Raw genomic sequence first — 17,360 nt, 5'->3', positions numbered from 1 at the left:
CAGCCATGCAACGTCCACGCATTCTACATATTTTCAGCCGTTACAGCGAGGTTGGGGGGGAAGAAATCTGCTTCCATGCCATTACGGAGGCGCTGGGCGCCATAGCGAACGTCACTCCCTTTGTTTACTCAACGGAGGAACTGCGCCGGAGCCCCCACGGCACCCTGACGAAAATGAGTTATATGCTCCACAACAGGGATGTGGAGAAAAAACTGCGCGAATGCCTGCGGGAAAACCACTATGACGCATGGATCATCCACAATACGTTCCCGGCCATGTCTCCCTGCGTCTATGAACTGGCCCTGAATCAGCCCGCTCCCGTCATCCATTATATGCACAATTACCGCTCCGGCTGCCTCAACGGGGTTTTTTACCGGAACGGAGCGCCCTGCTTTTCCTGTCAGGGCGGCAACTATCTCCCCGGCATCATGCGCGTCTGTTGGAGAAAAAACGCCGCGTACTCCTCTCTGGCAGCCGCCGTCCTGCATCAAACGCGCCGCATGGGAACCTGGAACCGCTTTTCCTCCTACATTGCCATCAGCCAACGCCAGCGGGAGCTTCTCATCCAGACCGGAATACCGGAGAATAAAATCAGGGTTATCCCGCATTTCATCCGGCAACATCCTTCCCCCGCCCCCGGAGCGCCCCGCCGGGACGTCCTTTACGCCGGACGCCTGACGCAGGAAAAAGGAGTCCTGCAACTGGTTCAGGCATGGGAACTCCTGTCCCCTCCCGGCCGCATGCTCTACCTGATGGGAGACGGCCCCCTGCGCGGGGAACTGGAGCGTTATATCTCTTCCCGCCATCTTGAATCCATCCGCCTGACCGGATTCATTCCCCATGAGGAACAAGGAGCCGTCCGCGCCGCCTGCGGCCTTTCCATAGCGCCCTCCCTCTGGGAGGAAACCTTCGGTATGGTTGTCCTGGAATCATGGCTCCACGGCACGCCCGTCATCGTTACCCCGAACGGAGGCCTGCCGGAACTCATCACCCACGGCAGAAACGGCTGGATTGCGCAGAAACCTTCCGTGGAATCCCTGGCGGAGACGCTGCGCACCGCCCTGAAGGAAGAAGAACGCTGGCCGTCCATGGGCGCGCATGGGCAACAACTTTTGTCCTCCACATACTCCCCCGCCGCATGGCTCCGGTCCATGGAAGCCCTTCTTGACGAGCTTCACGTTTTCCATTCACCTTCCACCCCCGCAATATCATGAGATGGTACACATGCACGCCGGTTTCCTTCAAAGGAGACCATACCTTCTTTTCCCGTGATTCAGGCGCTTTCTGCAAGGCCTTCCAGAAAATCGGAGTGGAGAGCAGGGCCATCATGCCCACACCTGCCCGGGAAGGAGATGATCCCGACCTCATCCGCACGGAATACGCCAACCTGGAAAACCCCGCCTGGTGGAAGTCTCTGGGTATTGACGGCTTGGTCCTGTACGCGTGGGGAATGGGCAAATACCTTCCCATCGCCAGAGCCATCCATGACGCGGGAATTTTTCTGGTAATCTACATGGACTCCTCCGGACTGTTCTTTCCGTGGCAATACTGGCTTCCCATTGCGAAAAACATGTACATTAAAGACGTTTTCATCCACGGGAAAATCAAAGGTTCCGCTTTTTTCCTGCTGCGCCTCCTGAAACAGCATACATGGAACCTCGCCAGCAGGGGACGCAGAAAACATTTGGATTCAGGAGACGTGGTCGCTTTCCCCATTCCGTCCGCCCTCCAATCCGTCGCAGACAGGGAATGGCTCTATGGAAAATCCATCGTCCGGAAACTGGCCCTGGTTCCCAACCCCATTTCTTCCACCTGCCGCTTTGCCGGAGAGAAGCGCAACATCATCATGGCCGTAGGCCGCTGGGACGATCTTCTCTATAAACGCCCCGGACTGCTGATGTCCACGCTGGAACAGGCTCTTGTCCACGCCCCGGAATGGGAAGCGGAAATTTACGGCAATCTCCCGCCTTTTCTCCGGGAATGGCACGGCAACCTTCCGCAAGGCCTTCGCTCCCGCATTCATCTGGCCGGCTATATCCCAAACATTGAGCTGCAAAAGAAACAATCCCTGGCCAAAATCAGTCTTTGCACCTCCCTGTCCGAGGGAACGCACCTTGCCTCCGCAGAAGCGTTGTGCGCCGGAGCCTCTGTCGTAGGGCCCCGCCTCACCCCCCAGCTGAACTGCCTGCAATGGTACGTTTCCCATGATTCAGGCACGCTCAGCCCGCAGGATTCTCCGGAATGCCTCTCCCAAGCGCTGCTGGAAGAAATACGCGCCTGGGACTCAGGAAAACGCAACCCTGAGGAAATATCCCGCTACTGGGGTTCCCTGCTGCATGCGGAAAATTCCTGCAAACGCATTATTGCCGCCTGTGAAGCCGCCCAAAGCGGAAAAGCCGCCCTCTAACTCCCCAACAAGGCATGCGCCTCAATCCACACGTCTTCCCATTTCCTGTCCGCCAACGCCCCGTAGAGCGGATGGCTCCACAACCGGGCGCGCATGGCCGCGGGGGAAGCCAGCCCCAGCAAAAAGCGCGCCAACTGGGAAGGGCGGGCCAGCGCGGGCTTTCTCTGCCCCGCCAGCTCCATGACGGCGGAACGCAGCTCTTCCGGTAACGGGGAGGGTTCCTCTTCTTCCATGGCCGCGGGCTCCATCCCGCAGCACGCAGGACAATGCCCGCAAGGTCCGGATGCGTCCCGGAAACCGAAATAGGCATCCAGGCTTCTATTCAGGCAGGCGGAAGACGTCAGCGTGGAAACGCAGGTTTTCCAGCGTTCCAGCCCGTTTAGCCGGGATCTGGAAAAATACTGCGCAAATTCCTCCGTAGCCTCTTCCGCGTCAAAACCTTCCGAATACAGATGAAGGGCTGCCTGGCGCATCTCCACTTTCCATTCCCCGGAAAGAGCCAGGTCTCCAAGCCAGGCGGCGGCTTCTTCCCATGAAATTCCCCATTCCACGGCCAGATCTTCCACCTCCCCCTGCCGGCGCATATCCATCCATTGCAGCCGGGCGCATTCCTCCCTGCTGCGGCCGCACAGGATTTCTTCCATCCGGAACAGAGGGCGCACCTTGTAGTACTTGTGCCCCGTCCCCTGCTCCCGTACGGAACCGGAACGCTTCAGGTCAAACAGCATCCGGTCCACCGCCACATCCGGCAAATCATAAACGGAGGAAGCCTCATACAGGGAAATAATGTGCTCCCCCCTGCGGGACAACAGGGATACCAGCCCTTTCATGCCGTGCCGGTCCGGTTCCGCCGCATGCAGTCGGTTGACTACAGCCACGCTGTCGCGGGCGGACAACATCACCAGGCTGAAGGAAGGAAGACCGTCGCGGCCCGCACGGCCGGATTCCTGAACATACGCCTCCAGACTGGCGGGGGGATGGTAATGCACTACGGAACGCACGTCCGGCTTGTCAATCCCCATGCCGAAAGCAATCGTCGCCACCAGCACGTCCGCCGCGCCTGCCAGAAACTCGTCCTGAACCAGCCCCCGCGTTTCCGGAGGCATGCCCGCATGGTAGGACTTGACGGAAAAACCGGCTTTCCCCAATTCGTAGGAAAGGTTTTCCGCATCTTTGCGGGTCCGCGTGTACACCACGGCGGGACGGCGGCCTTCCTCTTTCAACAATTCAACCAGCCGCGCGGTCTTATCCTGCTCCCTCAACGTTTCCACCTGACGGAAAATATTCGCACGGTACGGAGCAGCCCGGAAAATACATTCATCGCGCACGCCAAACAGGCCGGCCAGATCGCGGCACACCCGCTCCGTAGCCGTGGCCGTCAACGCCATAACGCAGCGGAATCCGTGCTTTTTGAAAAAACCGGGCAGCCCCAGATAATCCGGACGGAAACTGTGCCCCCATTCCGAAAGGCAATGAGCCTCATCCACCACGAACAAGCCGGGAGGGACAAACTCCATGGCCTGCCGAATCCACGGGGATTCCAGAGATTCCGGCGCGGCAAACAGAAGGCGGACGCTTCCGGACGTCAATCTGTCCATCAGGGCGGCCTTATCTTCCTCCGCTAGGGTCGAATCATACCTGGCGGCGGCCACCCCCAGTCTTTCCAGCCCCGCCACCTGGTCGCGCATCAGGGCAATCAGCGGAGAAACCACAACCGTCAGCCCGTTTCCAAGCACCGCCGGAATCTGATAGCAAAGGCTCTTGCCGGAACCCGTAGGCAAAATACCGATGCAGGAACGGCCCTCCAGCGCACACTCCACCAGCTCCCTCTGCATGGGACGGAACCGCTCCTTGCCGAACAAACGCAGCGTGTCTTCCAGAGTAGAGGAAAGCATGGGGCAAGAATACCATAACGCAGAATACCGGCAAAAGGAATCCTATGACATTGACACGGCGGCGCCATCCTATATCCTCCAGGCAATATGAGACCCTTGAAAACCATCGTCGCCGGAACTCTTGCCCTGCTGGCGGCAGTTCCCCTGTCAGCCCAAACCAGGGCCGCGGAAAATAAGAAACCGAACATCCTCTTTATCATTACGGACGACCACGCCTACCAGACGCTGGGCACCGGCAAAGACGATTCCCCCGTCGCCCTGCCCAACTTCAACAAACTGGGACGCCAGGGCATGGTTTTTGACCGCAGCTACTGCGCCAACTCCCTGTGCGGCCCCTCCCGCGCCTGTATCCTGACCGGCAGGCATTCCCACATGAACGGCTTTGTCTTCAACGGCCAGAAACCGCTGGACGGCTCCCAGCCCACCTACCCGAAAATGCTGCAGAAAGCCGGATACCAGACGGGCCTTTTCGGCAAATGGCACCTGGAATCAAATCCCACCGGGTTCGACACGTGGGAAATCTTCCCCGGCCAGGGCAGCTACTACAATCCGGACTTTATCAGCCTCAAGCCGGACGGCAAACGCCAGACGAAGCGATTTCCCGGCTATGCCACGGACGTGGTCACGGACAAATCCATCCAGTGGCTGGAAAACCGGGACAAGAACAAGCCCTTCCTGCTCGTTGTGGGCCACAAGGCTCCCCACCGCGCCTGGTGCCCTGCTCTGCGCCACCTGGGCAAGGTGGACACCTCCGGCATGACGCCGCCCGCCAACTTCCATGACGACTACGCCAACCGTCCGGAATTCCTGAAGAAAAACCAGCAGACCGTCGCCAATCACATGGCGATTTATTCCGACCTCAAAGTGCTTAAGGACCAGGTTCCGGAAGAGATGCGCAAAAGCATCGTTTCCCCCGGCTACGGCTGGGATCTGGGCGAACTGAACCGCATGACGCCGGAAGAAAAGAAAACCTGGACGGACTATTACGCCAAGCGCACCAAGTCCCTGGTGGACGGCATGAAATCCGGGAAACTGAAGGACCCGAAAGCGTTTGCGGAATGGAAATGGCATGCCTACATGGAGGATTATCTGGGGTGCCTTCTGTCCGTGGACGACAGCATCGGCCGCCTTATGGAATATCTGGACAAAGAGGGGCTCGCGAAAGACACGCTGGTTATCTACTGCGGAGACCAGGGGTTCTACATGGGAGAACACGGCATGTACGACAAGCGCTGGATTTTTGAAGAATCCCTCCGCATGCCCCTCATCATGAGATGGCCCGGCAAAATTCCCGCGGGCATCCGCAACAACGCCATGGTGCAAAACATCGACTACGCTCCCACCATCGTTTCCGCGGCAGGGGCGGACACCCCGGAAAACATGAATACCTTCCAGGGCGTATCCCTGCTTCCCACCGCTTTCACGGGCAAGACTCCCGACAACTGGAGGGATGCCATTTACTACTGTTTTTACGAAAATCCCGGCGAACACAACGCCCCGCGCCACGACGGCATCCGGACGGACCGCTACACGCTTTCCTACATCTGGACCAGCGGAGAATGGATGCTCTTTGACATGAAAAAGGATCCCATGCAAATGAAAAACGTCATTGACGATCCTTCCTACAAAACTACGGTGGAGCAGCTCAAGAAGCGTTACAACGAACTTCGCAAAGCCTATAAAGTCCCGGAAAACAGCCCCGGAGGCAAGGGAACGCCTATCCCCAAATTCGACGCTTCCTGGTAACAGCTCCCCAGGAAACTGCTTTTCCAAGCGCCGGTTTTTCCGGCGCTTTTTTATTTTTCCCCACGGCAGGCCGGCGCGGTCCGTCACGAAGGCTGAAGCTGGCAGACGCCCCTTCCGCCCACAACCGTCCCTCAACGGTAAAACCCGCGGAGGGGTCTCAAGCCAACCAGCTTCATCAATTTACTCATGGCTTTTTCATACAGGAAAAACGCCTGCTGCATGCAGCCAAGCACGGGCATTAAGGGATGCTCCTCTTTCTTTGCGCCAAGTTCTTCCAAAAACCGGTCCGGGTCCTTGTCGTCAAAACCGGGATGCCGCTCAAACGCCCGGCGGCCTTCCAGATGAATGACGCCCTTCCCGGAATACAGGCAGTCCAGATGATGTTGCGCCGCCACGAGGGACAGCAACGTCTGATCGTGCGTGTGAGCCACAAAATTGGAGCGGCAACGGCTCTTTTCTTCCGGAGCGGCGGAAGACACCAGCTTGAACTGACGGCATAAATCCATCCATTCATGGAGAATTCGGAGGCTTTGTTCCGACTTTTTTAAGAAAAGGAATGATCCCTGAATCAGGGGCGCTTTTTCAAAACACCTGATATCCAGCTTCAATTCATCAAAAACGCTCTGCTTGCACCACCGCGTAAGGTCTCCCGTATAATAGGAAATGTTCACGCCCGGCATTATATCCTGCCCCTTCTCCCGAAGCCATTGGACAAACGGCTGCAAGGAATGATGGAAAAGCCTCCCCGGCGGACGCCCCGCATCCGTATAAAGCAGGTAATCCCCTTCCTCCAAATGTTCCAGCTCTTTGAGAATGATGAAAGGCTTCCATACCCAAAACCCGGCGCCCTGCAAATTCGGGTCGAACCAGGGAACAGCCTCCCTGATTCCTTCCCTCTCCAGGCGATTAAGATTCCAACAGGACAACTCCACAGAGGAATCCGCCAGCCTCAGGCTCATCATCTGCATCCATTGCCGCAAACGGTAGCCGCGGGTCGCGAAAGAACAATAACGGATAGCCATACTCCCAAATTCCGGTGGAAATGCATGCCCCTGGTAAAAAACAGGGGCACATCTTCTGCGCTTTCATCTATAACGAGTTGTTAATCCGTCTGTTCCTAAAAAATTTGGGTGTAACTATAAAAAAATAATTATAAATGGTTTATAGGACTGAATGGAATTTTTGCGATAAAAAAAATCCTGTTTCAACCCGTGTTCTATGTACGGAAATTATTCTCTGTTAAAGTTTTCCATTGACAGCGGATTAACAATCCCCCGTTCAAATACTCTGCCATACCCGGAAATTGACTCATCCCCGCGGCATCTGCTTCGCAGCCAGCCTTTTATCCAAATCAAGAGCCGCGCCAATGGCCGCATCCATGTTGTAGTATTCCCACTCCGCAAAACGGCCTAATAAATAAATGCCTTTCGGTTCCAGGCGCTCCTTTAGTTCCCTGATGAGGGTCCGGCTGGAGGCATCCTGAACGGGATAGGTGTATTCTTCCCAGTGATGAGCCAGATACACAGGGGAAAAGGGAATAAGCTCCAGCTGGCGCCTGATTTCCCCTGCTGCCATTTGCTCGGAAAATTCAATAGTCGCGGTGGTGATGTCCCCGTTATTATTATTTCTGGAAAAATTCCCCGTGCAAATGATCCGGTGGGAACGGTGGGACGGAGAGGGCATGTAAATCCAGCTGTAGTCATTAGGGGAGATCCGGCAAAGCACGGAAGTGGTTCCGTGAGAGCGCAATTCTGAAATCCGGGGGAAAAACGGGCGCAATTCGTCCACGCAGGGGAAACAATCCCCAAGCAGCCTGACATTCCCCGTAAAGACAACTCTGTCAAACAACTCTCCCTGTATGAGCCATTTCCCGTCCTTCGGGAGGATATTTACGGCTTCCTCCCGGTATCTGACCTTAAGGCCGCGAGCCAGCGTATCCGCCAGAAACTGGGACCCGCCGTTTTTCGCATAAAAGAAAGAACTGTGCACCATGACGCTTTCATCGATGTGCCCAATATTGTTCAGCAGGATTTCCGCCACACCCGGCATGGGAAGCTTGTTTTCCAGCCAATCCATGGCAATTTGGCTGATATCCTGCCTCCACACCTTGTTATTGTATGGCGTGAAATAAAGGCTGTTCAGGGTTTTCCCGAAACGGTTCAGAAAAAACTCTCCCATGGAGCGGGGTTCCGCGGGAGGATTCCTGTAAAGTTCCAGCAACTCATGGACGATAGAGGAACGGACGGCCTCGGGAAACTGGTCGAGGTGGTTTTCAATGGGATAATCCACCACAGCCCCGCCCTCCAGGGAAATAACCGCCCGGCGCCGGGCGGAAACAAAATCGCGCTCCCTGTCAAACCGGGACCAAAACCAGTCCAGCACCTCCTGCCGCCGGGAATTGAACACATGCCCGCCCACCCGATGATACAGATTACCTTGCACCTCCGTGCATTTAATCAGGCCGCCGGGCCGGGAGTCCCTTTCATAAACAACCACCTCATGACCTCTCTTCAGCAACATTCCGGCCATCGACAATCCGGAAACCCCGGCTCCGATCACAGCATATTTCATCATGGGATAAAAAGGCCAATTTATTGACGCCCCTACCTGGCGAAGCGGGACAATTTCACGGGATGGAGGTACAGGTATTCCTCCGGAAAGGAGGCAAGCAATTTGTCAAGGTCCCCTCCGGAAGAAGACACGAGCCCTCCGATGACGGCATTCATGGCTTCAAAGTGTTCCGGATCCTGGGGGAACCAGACGTTTCCCGACTTGTATTGCGTGTCCTCCAGCGTAGCCAGTTTTGTTCCGGGAAGAAGCTGCAACGCCGTGGGAATGGCCAGCTCCACAAACATGTTCCATGCGGAGAACACTTCGAGAATACGGCAGAAATCGTCCAATCTCCCTTTCGGAATGCAGACAATGTCCGAATATCCGAAAACGACAGGATAGGAATACCGGTATTTTTTCATCCGGTGCTTCCAGTAATTCAGCAAATGCCATACCCTGCCCTTCAACACTTTCCAATTCGCATGAATCCCGCCGGAACTCCATTTGGGCAGAAACATGCGTACGCGCGACAATTCATCATGCCGCATGAGGTTCCTGGATTTTAAAATCCGCCTGGCCTCCTCATAGGAAGGAACGTTCCTGTTGACGCTTTCCGCATCAATACCGGGGGGAGTTATGGAAAAACGGTGAGCTTCCGCCGTTCCCCGGTAACACACCGGCAGAGAAACGTCCACAAAACCGTCAAGGTAACACGTATCCTCCCCATGAATTCCCAGCAGGGACGGCGTGGAAAATTCGTCAAACCCGGGATTTAAAAGAAGATCGTCTCCGATGATGAGAAGATAATCGCCATCCAGCTGCCTGATTCTTTCCCTGGACTGTAAAATATAATTATAAAACTGGAAAGAATTCCCGTAAACGGAACATACGTCAGGGGCATCCCCCTTGTAATAGGGCATTAATTGAAGCAACCCGGAAAAGCGTCTTGAATAAAGCTCTCTGATGACCGGAATGTTACGGTCATACCGATGGTTGAACAACACAACAAGAGACGTTTTCCGGGAAGAAGTATCCATGGTCGTTTGATGTAGAGGAACAAACCGTATCCTCCAACATAAATCATTGAAAAACAGGATTTGCTCTCCGGGTGCATGCACCGTGTAAATAGTGGGGAAATACTACACGAATTCCAAATTCGATTGAGGGATTCCAAATTCCCTGAGGTTGAAAAAAGATTGCGTGCGATTATAGCTGCATGACGGGAGGAAGTCTCCGCAGAAAGGGAATAAAGCTGATAATCAACTACTTTCTTTGAAATACAGGCTTTCCGGCGGATATGGATATTTTTGCCGGAATGGGAATTGATGGGGAGCCCCGGACGGAATCATGAAGACGAAAGGTCCCGGTCATTGGGGAAACTTATTTTCAGAAGCTCCTTTCTTTCAAAATTTAACCTTGACTCCGAATTTGGAATTCGTCATTTTTTAATATTCTTTTCTGTTACAATCAGAAACCTCTTTATCAAGGAAGAGATATACGGCAGACATAAGCCTGCGGAAATAACATACCAGAAAGCCGCCCGCCTGATGAGGCTGATTCTGGCGGAGAAGAAAAGGCTCCTGCTCTTCTCCTATGCTTCATTCGATAACCGCCCCCCTTACCAAATTCAAGCGGTTTTGGGAAATCCTTCAAGCAGGCCGAGGCTTTGTCTGGCCAACATTCCAATACTGCTTCCGTGTTGCCTGCCGGAAAGGTATTTAAACTTTAAAGACAGGATAAAAAGCCTTCCTTTTTTCACTACCCACAGGGGACCTGCATAAAAGCAGGAAGGAAAATAAACGGGCTGCCCTCCTACTCCACCCGTTACAGGGAAAATAAAAAAGCCGTTCCGCCGGGAAGGACCGCGCGGAACGGCCAGGAAAAGAAAACCCTTACAAAGTTAATACCTGTAAAAGTCCGGTTTATAAGGCCCTTCCACCGGAACGCCGATGTAGTCCGCCTGCTCCGGACGCAGGACAGTCAGCTTGCACCCGATTTTGGCGAGGTGTAGCCGCGCCACTTCCTCATCCAGCACCTTGGGCAGCACTTCCACGCCCACGGAACGGTCTTTACGGGTATTCCACAGCTCCAGCTGGGCCAGCACCTGGTTGGCGAAGCTGTTGGACATCACGAAGCTGGGATGGCCCGTAGCGCAGCCCAGGTTGACCAGGCGGCCTTCCGCCAGAAGATACAGGCTGTTGCCGGACGGGAACGTGTAGCGGTCCACCTGGGGCTTGATGTTAAGATGACTGATGCCGGGATACGTCTGGAGCTTGTGCACCTGGATTTCATTGTCGAAGTGGCCGATGTTGCAGACAATGGCCTGGTCCTTCATCTTTTCCATGTGTTCGATGCGGATGATGTTGCAGTTTCCCGTGGTGGTCACGTAAATATCCGCCCAGCCCAGCGTATCTTCCACCGTCAGCACGCGGTAGCCTTCCATGGCGGCCTGAAGGGCGCAGATGGGGTCTATTTCCGTCACGACCACCTGGGCCCCCATGCCGCGCAGGGACTGGGCGCAGCCCTTGCCCACGTCCCCGTAGCCGCAGACGACGGCCACCTTGCCGGCAACCATAACGTCCGTGGCGCGCTTGATGCCGTCCACCAGGGACTCGCGGCAGCCGTACAGGTTGTCAAATTTGGACTTGGTTACGGAATCGTTCACGTTGATGGCCGGAATCAGCAGACGGCCGGCGGCCTGCATCTGGTACAGGCGGTGCACGCCGGTGGTCGTTTCCTCGGAAACGCCCTTCAGTTCGGGAAGCCAGCGATGGAAAATGCCCGGAGTTGCCGCGGCAATCTTTTTCAACAGGGCCTTGATGACTTCCTCTTCCTCCGATTCCGACGGGGTATCCACCCAGTCGGAGCCTTCCTCCATTTCATACCCGCGGTGAATAAGCAGGGTGGCGTCTCCGCCGTCATCCACAATCAGCTGCGGCCCCAGCCCGTCAGGAAAGTTCATGGCCTTCCACGTGCAGTCCCAGTATTCCCGCAGCGTCTCCCCCTTCCAGGCGAACACGGGCGTGCCGGATTTGGCGATGGCGGCGGCGGCGTGGTCCTGGGTGGAGAAAATGTTGCAGCTCGCCCAGCGGACGGAAGCGCCCAGAGCCGTCAGCGTTTCAATCAGCACGGCCGTCTGCACCGTCATGTGCAGGGAGCCCATGATGCGTACGCCCTCCAGGGGCCTGGCGGAGGCGTACTTTTCGCGCACGGCCATCAGGCCGGGCATCTCATGCTCCGCAATATCCAGTTCCCTGCGGCCGAAATCCGCCAGGCCGATATCGCGCACTTTGTATTGTTCCGTTTCTGAAAACATGTCTGTAAGCGTTGTCGTAGGATTAATGAAGAAGTTGTTTCAGGAAGGCCAGGCGCGTTTCGTCCAGCTGTTCCCAGGGCAACTCCGGATTGGTGAAATGCCCGTAGTGCGTCGTCTTCCGGTAAATAGGCTGAAGCAGGTTCAACTGTTCCACCATATCCGCAGGCTTGAAGGAAAAGATGCTTTCCAGCGCATCTTCAATGGATTTTTCCTCCACTTTTCCCGTGCCGAACGTATCCACCCGGATGGAAACCGGAGTGGGGTAGCCGATGGCGTAGGCCACCTGCAATTCACATTTGTCCGCCAGCCCGGCAGCCACAATGTGCTTGGCGACCCAGCGGCACATATACGCGGCGGAACGGTCCACCTTGGACGGGTCTTTCCCGGAAAAGGCTCCGCCGCCGTGGCGCCCCATGCCGCCGTACGTGTCCACAATAATTTTGCGTCCCGTCAGGCCGGAATCCCCGTGGGGGCCTCCCACCACGAATTTCCCGGTGGGATTGATGAAGTATTCCGTCCTCTCATCCAGCAGTTCCGCAGGAAGCACATTTTTAATGAGTTTGACGCAATATGAGTAAATCGTGCCACGGTCCACGTCTTCCGTGTGCTGGGTGGAAATAACTACGTTTTCAATATGCTTGGGACGCCCGTCTTCGCCATAGGCCACAGCCACCTGGGACTTGCAGTCCGGGCGCAGCCAGTCCACATGCCCGCATTTGCGCCGCCTGGCCAGCTCAATGAGCAGCTTGTGCGCAAATACGATGGGGGCCGGAAGCAGCTCCGGAGTCTCATTCGTTGCGAATCCGAACATAATGCCCTGGTCTCCGGCGCCCTGCTCCGCATGGCCCTTGCCCTCCGCCTCCCGGGCGTCCACCCCCTGCGCAATATCCGGAGACTGTTCCGTGAGCAGGTTCGTGAAAAAGACGGTATCCGCATGGAAAACATCGTCGTCCTGACTGTTGCAGTACCCAATCTCCCGAATGGCCTGGCGAGCGATTTTCTCCGGATCAATCACCGCTTTGGTCGTCAGCTCTCCGGCAATGATGACCATATTGCTTTTCACCAGCGTTTCACAGGCAACGCGGCTAGTTTTGTCTTGAGCCAGGCAGGCGTCTAAAATAGAGTCGGAAATGTAGTCGGCCACCTTGTCCGGATGGCCTTCTCCAACGGATTCCGACGTAAAGATGTGAGGGGTGTTTCTGCTCATATCGATAAATCTCGATATGTTGATATATTATTCCGCTATGAAGTCAACCCTAAAAACGCTCAAACTCCTGGCAGATCCCACCCGCCTGCGCATCATCAACGTGCTGAATGAAGAATCCCTGAGCGTCGCGGAGCTTCAGAAAATTCTGGGCATGGGACAGAGCAGCATTTCCAGCCAGCTGGCCCAGCTCCGGCAGGAAGGAGTGGTGGAGGACGCCCGCTCTGGGAAAAACGTCTTTTACACTCTTTCCCTGGCAGGCGACCTGCACAACGTAGCTCTGAAAGCCTGCGAGGAACTGCCGGAGGCGGAAACGGACAAAAAAGCCCTTCAGGTCATCCTGGACAAGCGCAAAAACCGCACCCAGGCCTATTTTGACGAAGTAGTGTGCCGTCTGGGCAAAAACTACGCACCCGGCCGTTCCTGGAAAGCGCTGGCCGGAGCCCTGCTCCGCATTCTGAACTATGACGTAGTGGCGGATCTGGGGGCCGGGGAAGGCTTCGTTTCCCAGCTTATCTCCCCCAGCGCCAAACAGGTGATCGCCGTGGACAACTCCCCCAGCATGGTGGAGCTGGGGCAGGAGCTGGCGCGCAAACACGGGCTGGACAATCTGGAATACCGCCTGGGCGACATCGAAGCGCCGCCCATTAACCCCGGCACGGTGGATCTGGCTCTGCTCAGCCAGGCCCTGCATCATGCGCAGAAGCCGTCCAGGGCGCTGGAAGCCGCGTGGAACATTCTGAAATCCGGCGGTTGCCTGGTGGTGCTGGATCTGCTCCAGCATGGCCAGGAAGAGGCCCGTGAACTTTATGCGGACCGCTGGCTGGGCTTCACGCCCGCCGCCCTGGAAAGCATGCTGAAGGAAGCGGGATTCCGGAATATCCACACGGATATTGTGGACAGGGAGCCGGACCCGCCCCATTTCCAGACTCTGATGGCCGCCGCCTGGAAACCGTGACGAGCAGCCGTCTCAATCCATTTTCCACCCGGAATAGCCGGGGCGCCCTCCCCGGCACGCCCTGCGCAAGATTTTTTACGGCACCGGCATGCCGCCGTCCATGAAAAGCCGCTACATTCCGGAATCTCTGTCCTCCGGCAGCCTTTCCTCAGGAAAGGGGCGGCTGCCGGATTGCAGGGCCTCCCGCACTCCCCGGACAATATCCATCATCTGTTCGGCGGACAGTTCCTCCTTTCCCTCAATTTCCTCATCCACCAGCTCTTTCATTTCCTCCAGCAGATGCTCCGGTTCCAGACGGTAAGTAAGCAGCACCCGGAACAGCTCTCTTCCGGCAGCCTGCAAAGGAACCGCAGGAAAATCCGTGACGCTTTTCAAATCTTTCTCTTCAAAGGAATTCAGAAGCTTTGCATACCGGAGGAAAGCACGCCTGAATTCCTCCGGGCATCCGCTCATATCCACTGAGGCTAAATACCGGCGGAAGGAAATTTCCGCCGCCAGATGCACGGCCCCCTCTCCCGTGGATTCCGCCAGCCACGTTTCCTTCTGCTTCAGATGCACCAGCAGAAGGACTTTCCGCATGGCCTCCCTCTGTTTTCCCCTGGGGCCACTTTTCAGTTTAACCAGGTCCAAATCCAGATCCGCGGCATCGGGACACGCCACATCCTGGGCGGGGGCCGCACCCAGGGCAGCCGCCATCATGACAAACGGCAGCCACTTCTTCAAGCATTCCCGGATACGGACCATTGCGGTCAGCAATTACAAGAAAGACTCCGGAAAAGCAATACAAATCCAGAGCTTCCGGCATGAAGAAAATCCATGCCGGAATGTGCGTCCGCACATGGAAACGTCCTGAATCACAGATCATTCCGACATTAGCGCCGCTCTTCCGTTTTCAAAGCGTTTCAGGCAGGAAAAAGCGGAAAAAACAGCGGGCGCATCCACCCCCGGCGGCTGTCCGGAAAGGGCGGCTTCATGCCAGCCGGAGAGATTGACGGATACACGGGCATATGAGAAAAAGCCGTCTATGCTATTCGCAGTAGTGATTTTCCTTTCCGTGGTCGTGCTCGGCGTCATTGCCGCGCTGCGTTTCACCAAAGGCATCATTCCCCTGCGCACCTACGAATCCCGGGAACTGCCCGGCTTCCCCGGCCCGGCGGGATTGATTCACCGCCTGGACGGCGCGGAAAAACGCCAGCGGAAACTGGAGGAAGCCCGGTTCCCCGGAGTGGATGAAAACGGACTCATCAGCCTTCCTCCGGCGTGGGAAGACAAGGTGACCGCAGGCAGACTGGCCTGCGTAGCCCATACCTGGGCCATGAGCAGCCTGGTCCGGGAAGACCCGGCGGCCGCCAAAGCCCGCAAAACCGCCTCTGCGCGCGCCACGATGATTCCTTTTTTCACGGCTCTTATTCTGCTGGGAATGCTGGCGGCCGGACTGTTGAAATTCCACATTGCGCTGGCCATCGGGCTGGCCTGCTGGGCCTTTTTCACTTTCTCCGCTTTTCCCTCCCAATTCCGCGAATGGAAAGCGGCGGAAACAGCCAAATCAGGGCTGAAAGAAGCCGGACTGTGGCCCGTTCTGCCTTCGGACGCCATAGCTGTGGAGCAATGCCTGAAAGCGCTGTCATGGTGTAATGTGGCAGGCTTCCGGCGCATTCTGCCCAGATAGCGGTTTCCCCGGCGATGAAACGCATTTTTCCGGTTAAACCGGCCTTCGGGAGAAAAAAATCTTGAAACGGGGGTGCGTGTAACCCACTCTTTCACCGTCGTCAACTTTTTCTCTACCGCTTCCACTTCTCCATGAATGAGTCCGCAAACCCCATCCTCAAGTACTTTTCGGAATTCAAAATCCTAAAGACCGTATCCAAGGATTTCTGGCTTACCAACGTCGTTCAATTCTTTGACGGACTGGCCTACTTTTCCATGATTACGGTATTCGTCCTCTACCTGACGGACTATTGCAGCTTCAACGATGCGGACGCCGCCCTCTGGGTAGGCCTGTACACCCTTTTCATCTCCGCCTTCGTCTTCGCGGTGGGTTCCATCTGCGACATCATCGGCATACGGCGTACCTACCTGATCGGTTTCATCATCCTCATCGCCGGGCGCCTGATCATGGGCTTCGGCCCGGATCTCAGCCCCACCGTGGACTCCGGGAGGGTAGCCGTCATGGCGGGCATCCTGATTATGTCCTTCGGCACGGCGTTCATGTCCCCCGTCATCCAGACCTCCATCCGGCGCTTCTCCCCGCTGAAAGCGCGCGCCACGGGCTTCAACATTTATTACCTGCTGATGAACATTTCCGCCGTCATCGCGAACGTGTTCCTGATTGAATTTTTCCGCAAGCATTTCGGCGCCGTGGACGGGGGATACTGGATCATCAACTTCGGGACGCTGATGGTGCTGCTGGGATGCATCACGACGCGCTTCATCAATGAAAACAACTATGCGGAACCCAGCGAACGGGAAGCGAACCTCAACGCCCCCCTCCGCAGGCCCCTCCAGCTCTTCATGGAAGTGTGGAGGGAATCCGCCTTCCGCAAACTCATCCTTTTCCTTGTGCTGACCATGGGCGTGCGCATCGTCTTCACGCTGCAGTTCCTGGTGATGCCCAAATATTATGTGCGCACGCTATATGACGACTTTGCCATAGGCTCCATCAATGCCGTCAACCCGGCCATCATCGTTTCCGGCCTCATTCTGCTCATTCCGGTGCTGGGCCGTTTCTCCACCGTGGGCCTCATGATCGTGGGCATGTCCATCTCTGCCTTCTCCCTCGTTTTCATGGCCATTCCCATTGAATGGTACTACCTGGTGCCCGGCATCGAAACGCGCTCCCAGGCGTATCTGGTAGCCATTGTGGCGCAGATCCTGGTGTTCGCATTCGGGGAACTTCTCTTCTCTCCCCGCTTCTCCGAATACGTGGCGCGGGTGGCGCCGAAAGACAAGGTAGCCTCCTACATGTCTCTGGCGGCGCTTCCCATGTTCATCGCCAAGCCCATCAACGGCATCATCGGCGGCCTGCTCGTCGCCTACCTCTGCTATGACGGCATCTGCGCCAAGATGGATACCGGGCACATCGGCTTTTGGGACTCCCCGGAATTCATGTGGACCATTTACCTGGCCATGGCCGTAATCAGCCCCATCGCCATCATCATGACCCGAAAGACCATCACCTCAGACCATCCCGAGGAAGATGCGGAGCCGCCGTCCATCAGCGCTATTGAAACGGAAACGGACCCCGCCCTGACGGCGGAAGAACTTACGGAAGCCAACTCCTGACC

Annotated in this window: 13 protein-coding genes; 6 read left to right on the top strand and 7 right to left on the bottom strand. The window is 56.2% G+C overall.

Going from position 1 to position 17,360, the window contains the following annotated elements; translation table 11 throughout:
* Nucleotides 1–5 precede the first annotated feature (5 nt).
* Nucleotides 6–1,214: a glycosyltransferase family 4 protein gene (locus B3075_RS10215; protein ID WP_290488852.1), complete on the top strand. Its 1,209-nt coding sequence runs from the start codon at nt 6–8 to the stop codon at nt 1,212–1,214.
* On the top strand, nt 1,211–2,407 hold the full coding sequence (locus tag B3075_RS10210) for a glycosyltransferase (protein WP_290488850.1): 1,197 nt from the start codon (nt 1,211–1,213) through the stop codon (nt 2,405–2,407). Before B3075_RS10215 ends, B3075_RS10210 begins: the two co-directional genes overlap by 4 nt.
* Here the strand turns inward: B3075_RS10210 and B3075_RS10205 are convergent.
* Complete coding sequence (locus B3075_RS10205) at nt 2,404–4,302, bottom strand: RecQ family ATP-dependent DNA helicase (RefSeq protein ID WP_290488848.1); 1,899 nt, start codon at nt 4,300–4,302, stop codon at nt 2,404–2,406. The two genes, B3075_RS10210 and B3075_RS10205, sit on opposite strands and share 4 nt — an antisense overlap.
* A gap of 87 nt (nt 4,303–4,389) precedes the next feature.
* Between B3075_RS10205 and B3075_RS10200 the strand changes: the two genes are divergently transcribed.
* Nucleotides 4,390–6,048, top strand: a complete 1,659-nt coding sequence (locus B3075_RS10200; RefSeq protein ID WP_290488846.1) for a sulfatase family protein — start codon at nt 4,390–4,392, stop codon at nt 6,046–6,048.
* Between the two features lie 131 nt (nt 6,049–6,179).
* Here B3075_RS10200 and B3075_RS10195 read toward each other — a convergent pair whose 3' ends face one another.
* The 5 genes from B3075_RS10195 to metK all read right to left on the bottom strand — a co-directional run bounded on the left by B3075_RS10195 (nt 6,180) and on the right by metK (nt 13,121).
* On the bottom strand, nt 6,180–7,070 hold the full coding sequence (locus tag B3075_RS10195) for a hypothetical protein (protein ID WP_290488844.1): 891 nt from the start codon (nt 7,068–7,070) through the stop codon (nt 6,180–6,182).
* Nucleotides 7,071–7,356: 286 nt separating this feature from the next.
* Complete coding sequence (locus B3075_RS10190) at nt 7,357–8,622, bottom strand: protoporphyrinogen/coproporphyrinogen oxidase (RefSeq protein ID WP_290488842.1); 1,266 nt, start codon at nt 8,620–8,622, stop codon at nt 7,357–7,359.
* A 29-nt stretch (nt 8,623–8,651) separates the two neighbouring features.
* A complete protein-coding gene (locus tag B3075_RS10185) occupies nt 8,652–9,635 on the bottom strand; it encodes a hypothetical protein (RefSeq protein ID WP_290488840.1) in 984 nt (327 codons plus the stop codon).
* Between the two features lie 863 nt (nt 9,636–10,498).
* A complete protein-coding gene (gene ahcY, locus B3075_RS10180) occupies nt 10,499–11,914 on the bottom strand; it encodes an adenosylhomocysteinase (RefSeq protein WP_094137334.1) in 1,416 nt (471 codons plus the stop codon).
* A gap of 22 nt (nt 11,915–11,936) precedes the next feature.
* Nucleotides 11,937–13,121 carry a methionine adenosyltransferase gene (metK, locus tag B3075_RS10175; protein ID WP_290488838.1) on the bottom strand — a complete coding sequence of 395 codons (1,185 nt, stop codon included), beginning with the start codon at nt 13,119–13,121 and terminating at the stop codon, nt 11,937–11,939.
* Nucleotides 13,122–13,158: 37 nt separating this feature from the next.
* On the opposite strand from metK, the gene B3075_RS10170 reads away from it, so the two are divergent.
* Nucleotides 13,159–14,076, top strand: coding sequence for an ArsR/SmtB family transcription factor (locus B3075_RS10170; RefSeq protein ID WP_290488836.1), 918 nt, complete (start codon nt 13,159–13,161; stop codon nt 14,074–14,076).
* Nucleotides 14,077–14,187: 111 nt separating this feature from the next.
* Here the strand turns inward: B3075_RS10170 and B3075_RS10165 are convergent, their stop codons facing one another.
* Complete coding sequence (locus tag B3075_RS10165; RefSeq protein WP_290488834.1) at nt 14,188–14,775, bottom strand: hypothetical protein; 588 nt, start codon at nt 14,773–14,775, stop codon at nt 14,188–14,190.
* Nucleotides 14,776–15,100: 325 nt separating this feature from the next.
* On the opposite strand from B3075_RS10165, the gene B3075_RS10160 reads away from it, so the two are divergent.
* Nucleotides 15,101–15,745 carry a hypothetical protein gene (locus B3075_RS10160; RefSeq protein WP_290488832.1) on the top strand — a complete coding sequence of 215 codons (645 nt, stop codon included), beginning with the start codon at nt 15,101–15,103 and terminating at the stop codon, nt 15,743–15,745.
* Nucleotides 15,746–15,876: 131 nt separating this feature from the next.
* Nucleotides 15,877–17,358: an MFS transporter gene (locus B3075_RS10155; protein ID WP_290488831.1), complete on the top strand. Its 1,482-nt coding sequence runs from the start codon at nt 15,877–15,879 to the stop codon at nt 17,356–17,358.
* Nucleotides 17,359–17,360: the final 2 nt, after the last annotated feature.

The organism is Akkermansia sp. UBA7090 (assembly GCF_002493465.1).
Taxonomy (GTDB): Bacteria; Verrucomicrobiota; Verrucomicrobiia; order Verrucomicrobiales; family Akkermansiaceae; genus Akkermansia; species Akkermansia muciniphila_A.
The sequence above is the reverse complement of the archived record's forward strand: the minus strand, read 5'-3'. Positions and strand labels throughout refer to the sequence as shown.

What these genes read in the sequence shown, in the direction of transcription:
- B3075_RS10165 (WP_290488834.1), bottom strand. Translation starts at nt 14,775, where the DNA reads ATGATGGCGGCTGCCCTGGGTGCGGCCCCCGCCCAGGATGTGGCGTGT.
- B3075_RS10160 (WP_290488832.1), top strand. Translation starts at nt 15,101, where the DNA reads ATGCTATTCGCAGTAGTGATTTTCCTTTCCGTGGTCGTGCTCGGCGTC.
- B3075_RS10200 (WP_290488846.1), top strand. Translation starts at nt 4,390, where the DNA reads ATGAGACCCTTGAAAACCATCGTCGCCGGAACTCTTGCCCTGCTGGCG.
- B3075_RS10205 (WP_290488848.1), bottom strand. Translation starts at nt 4,302, where the DNA reads ATGCTTTCCTCTACTCTGGAAGACACGCTGCGTTTGTTCGGCAAGGAG.
- B3075_RS10155 (WP_290488831.1), top strand. Translation starts at nt 15,877, where the DNA reads ATGAATGAGTCCGCAAACCCCATCCTCAAGTACTTTTCGGAATTCAAA.
- B3075_RS10195 (WP_290488844.1), bottom strand. Translation starts at nt 7,070, where the DNA reads ATGGCTATCCGTTATTGTTCTTTCGCGACCCGCGGCTACCGTTTGCGG.
- B3075_RS10190 (WP_290488842.1), bottom strand. Translation starts at nt 8,622, where the DNA reads ATGATGAAATATGCTGTGATCGGAGCCGGGGTTTCCGGATTGTCGATG.
- B3075_RS10210 (WP_290488850.1), top strand. Translation starts at nt 1,211, where the DNA reads ATGAGATGGTACACATGCACGCCGGTTTCCTTCAAAGGAGACCATACC.
- metK (WP_290488838.1), bottom strand. Translation starts at nt 13,121, where the DNA reads ATGAGCAGAAACACCCCTCACATCTTTACGTCGGAATCCGTTGGAGAA.
- B3075_RS10185 (WP_290488840.1), bottom strand. Translation starts at nt 9,635, where the DNA reads ATGGATACTTCTTCCCGGAAAACGTCTCTTGTTGTGTTGTTCAACCAT.
- ahcY (WP_094137334.1), bottom strand. Translation starts at nt 11,914, where the DNA reads ATGTTTTCAGAAACGGAACAATACAAAGTGCGCGATATCGGCCTGGCG.
- B3075_RS10215 (WP_290488852.1), top strand. Translation starts at nt 6, where the DNA reads ATGCAACGTCCACGCATTCTACATATTTTCAGCCGTTACAGCGAGGTT.
- B3075_RS10170 (WP_290488836.1), top strand. Translation starts at nt 13,159, where the DNA reads ATGAAGTCAACCCTAAAAACGCTCAAACTCCTGGCAGATCCCACCCGC.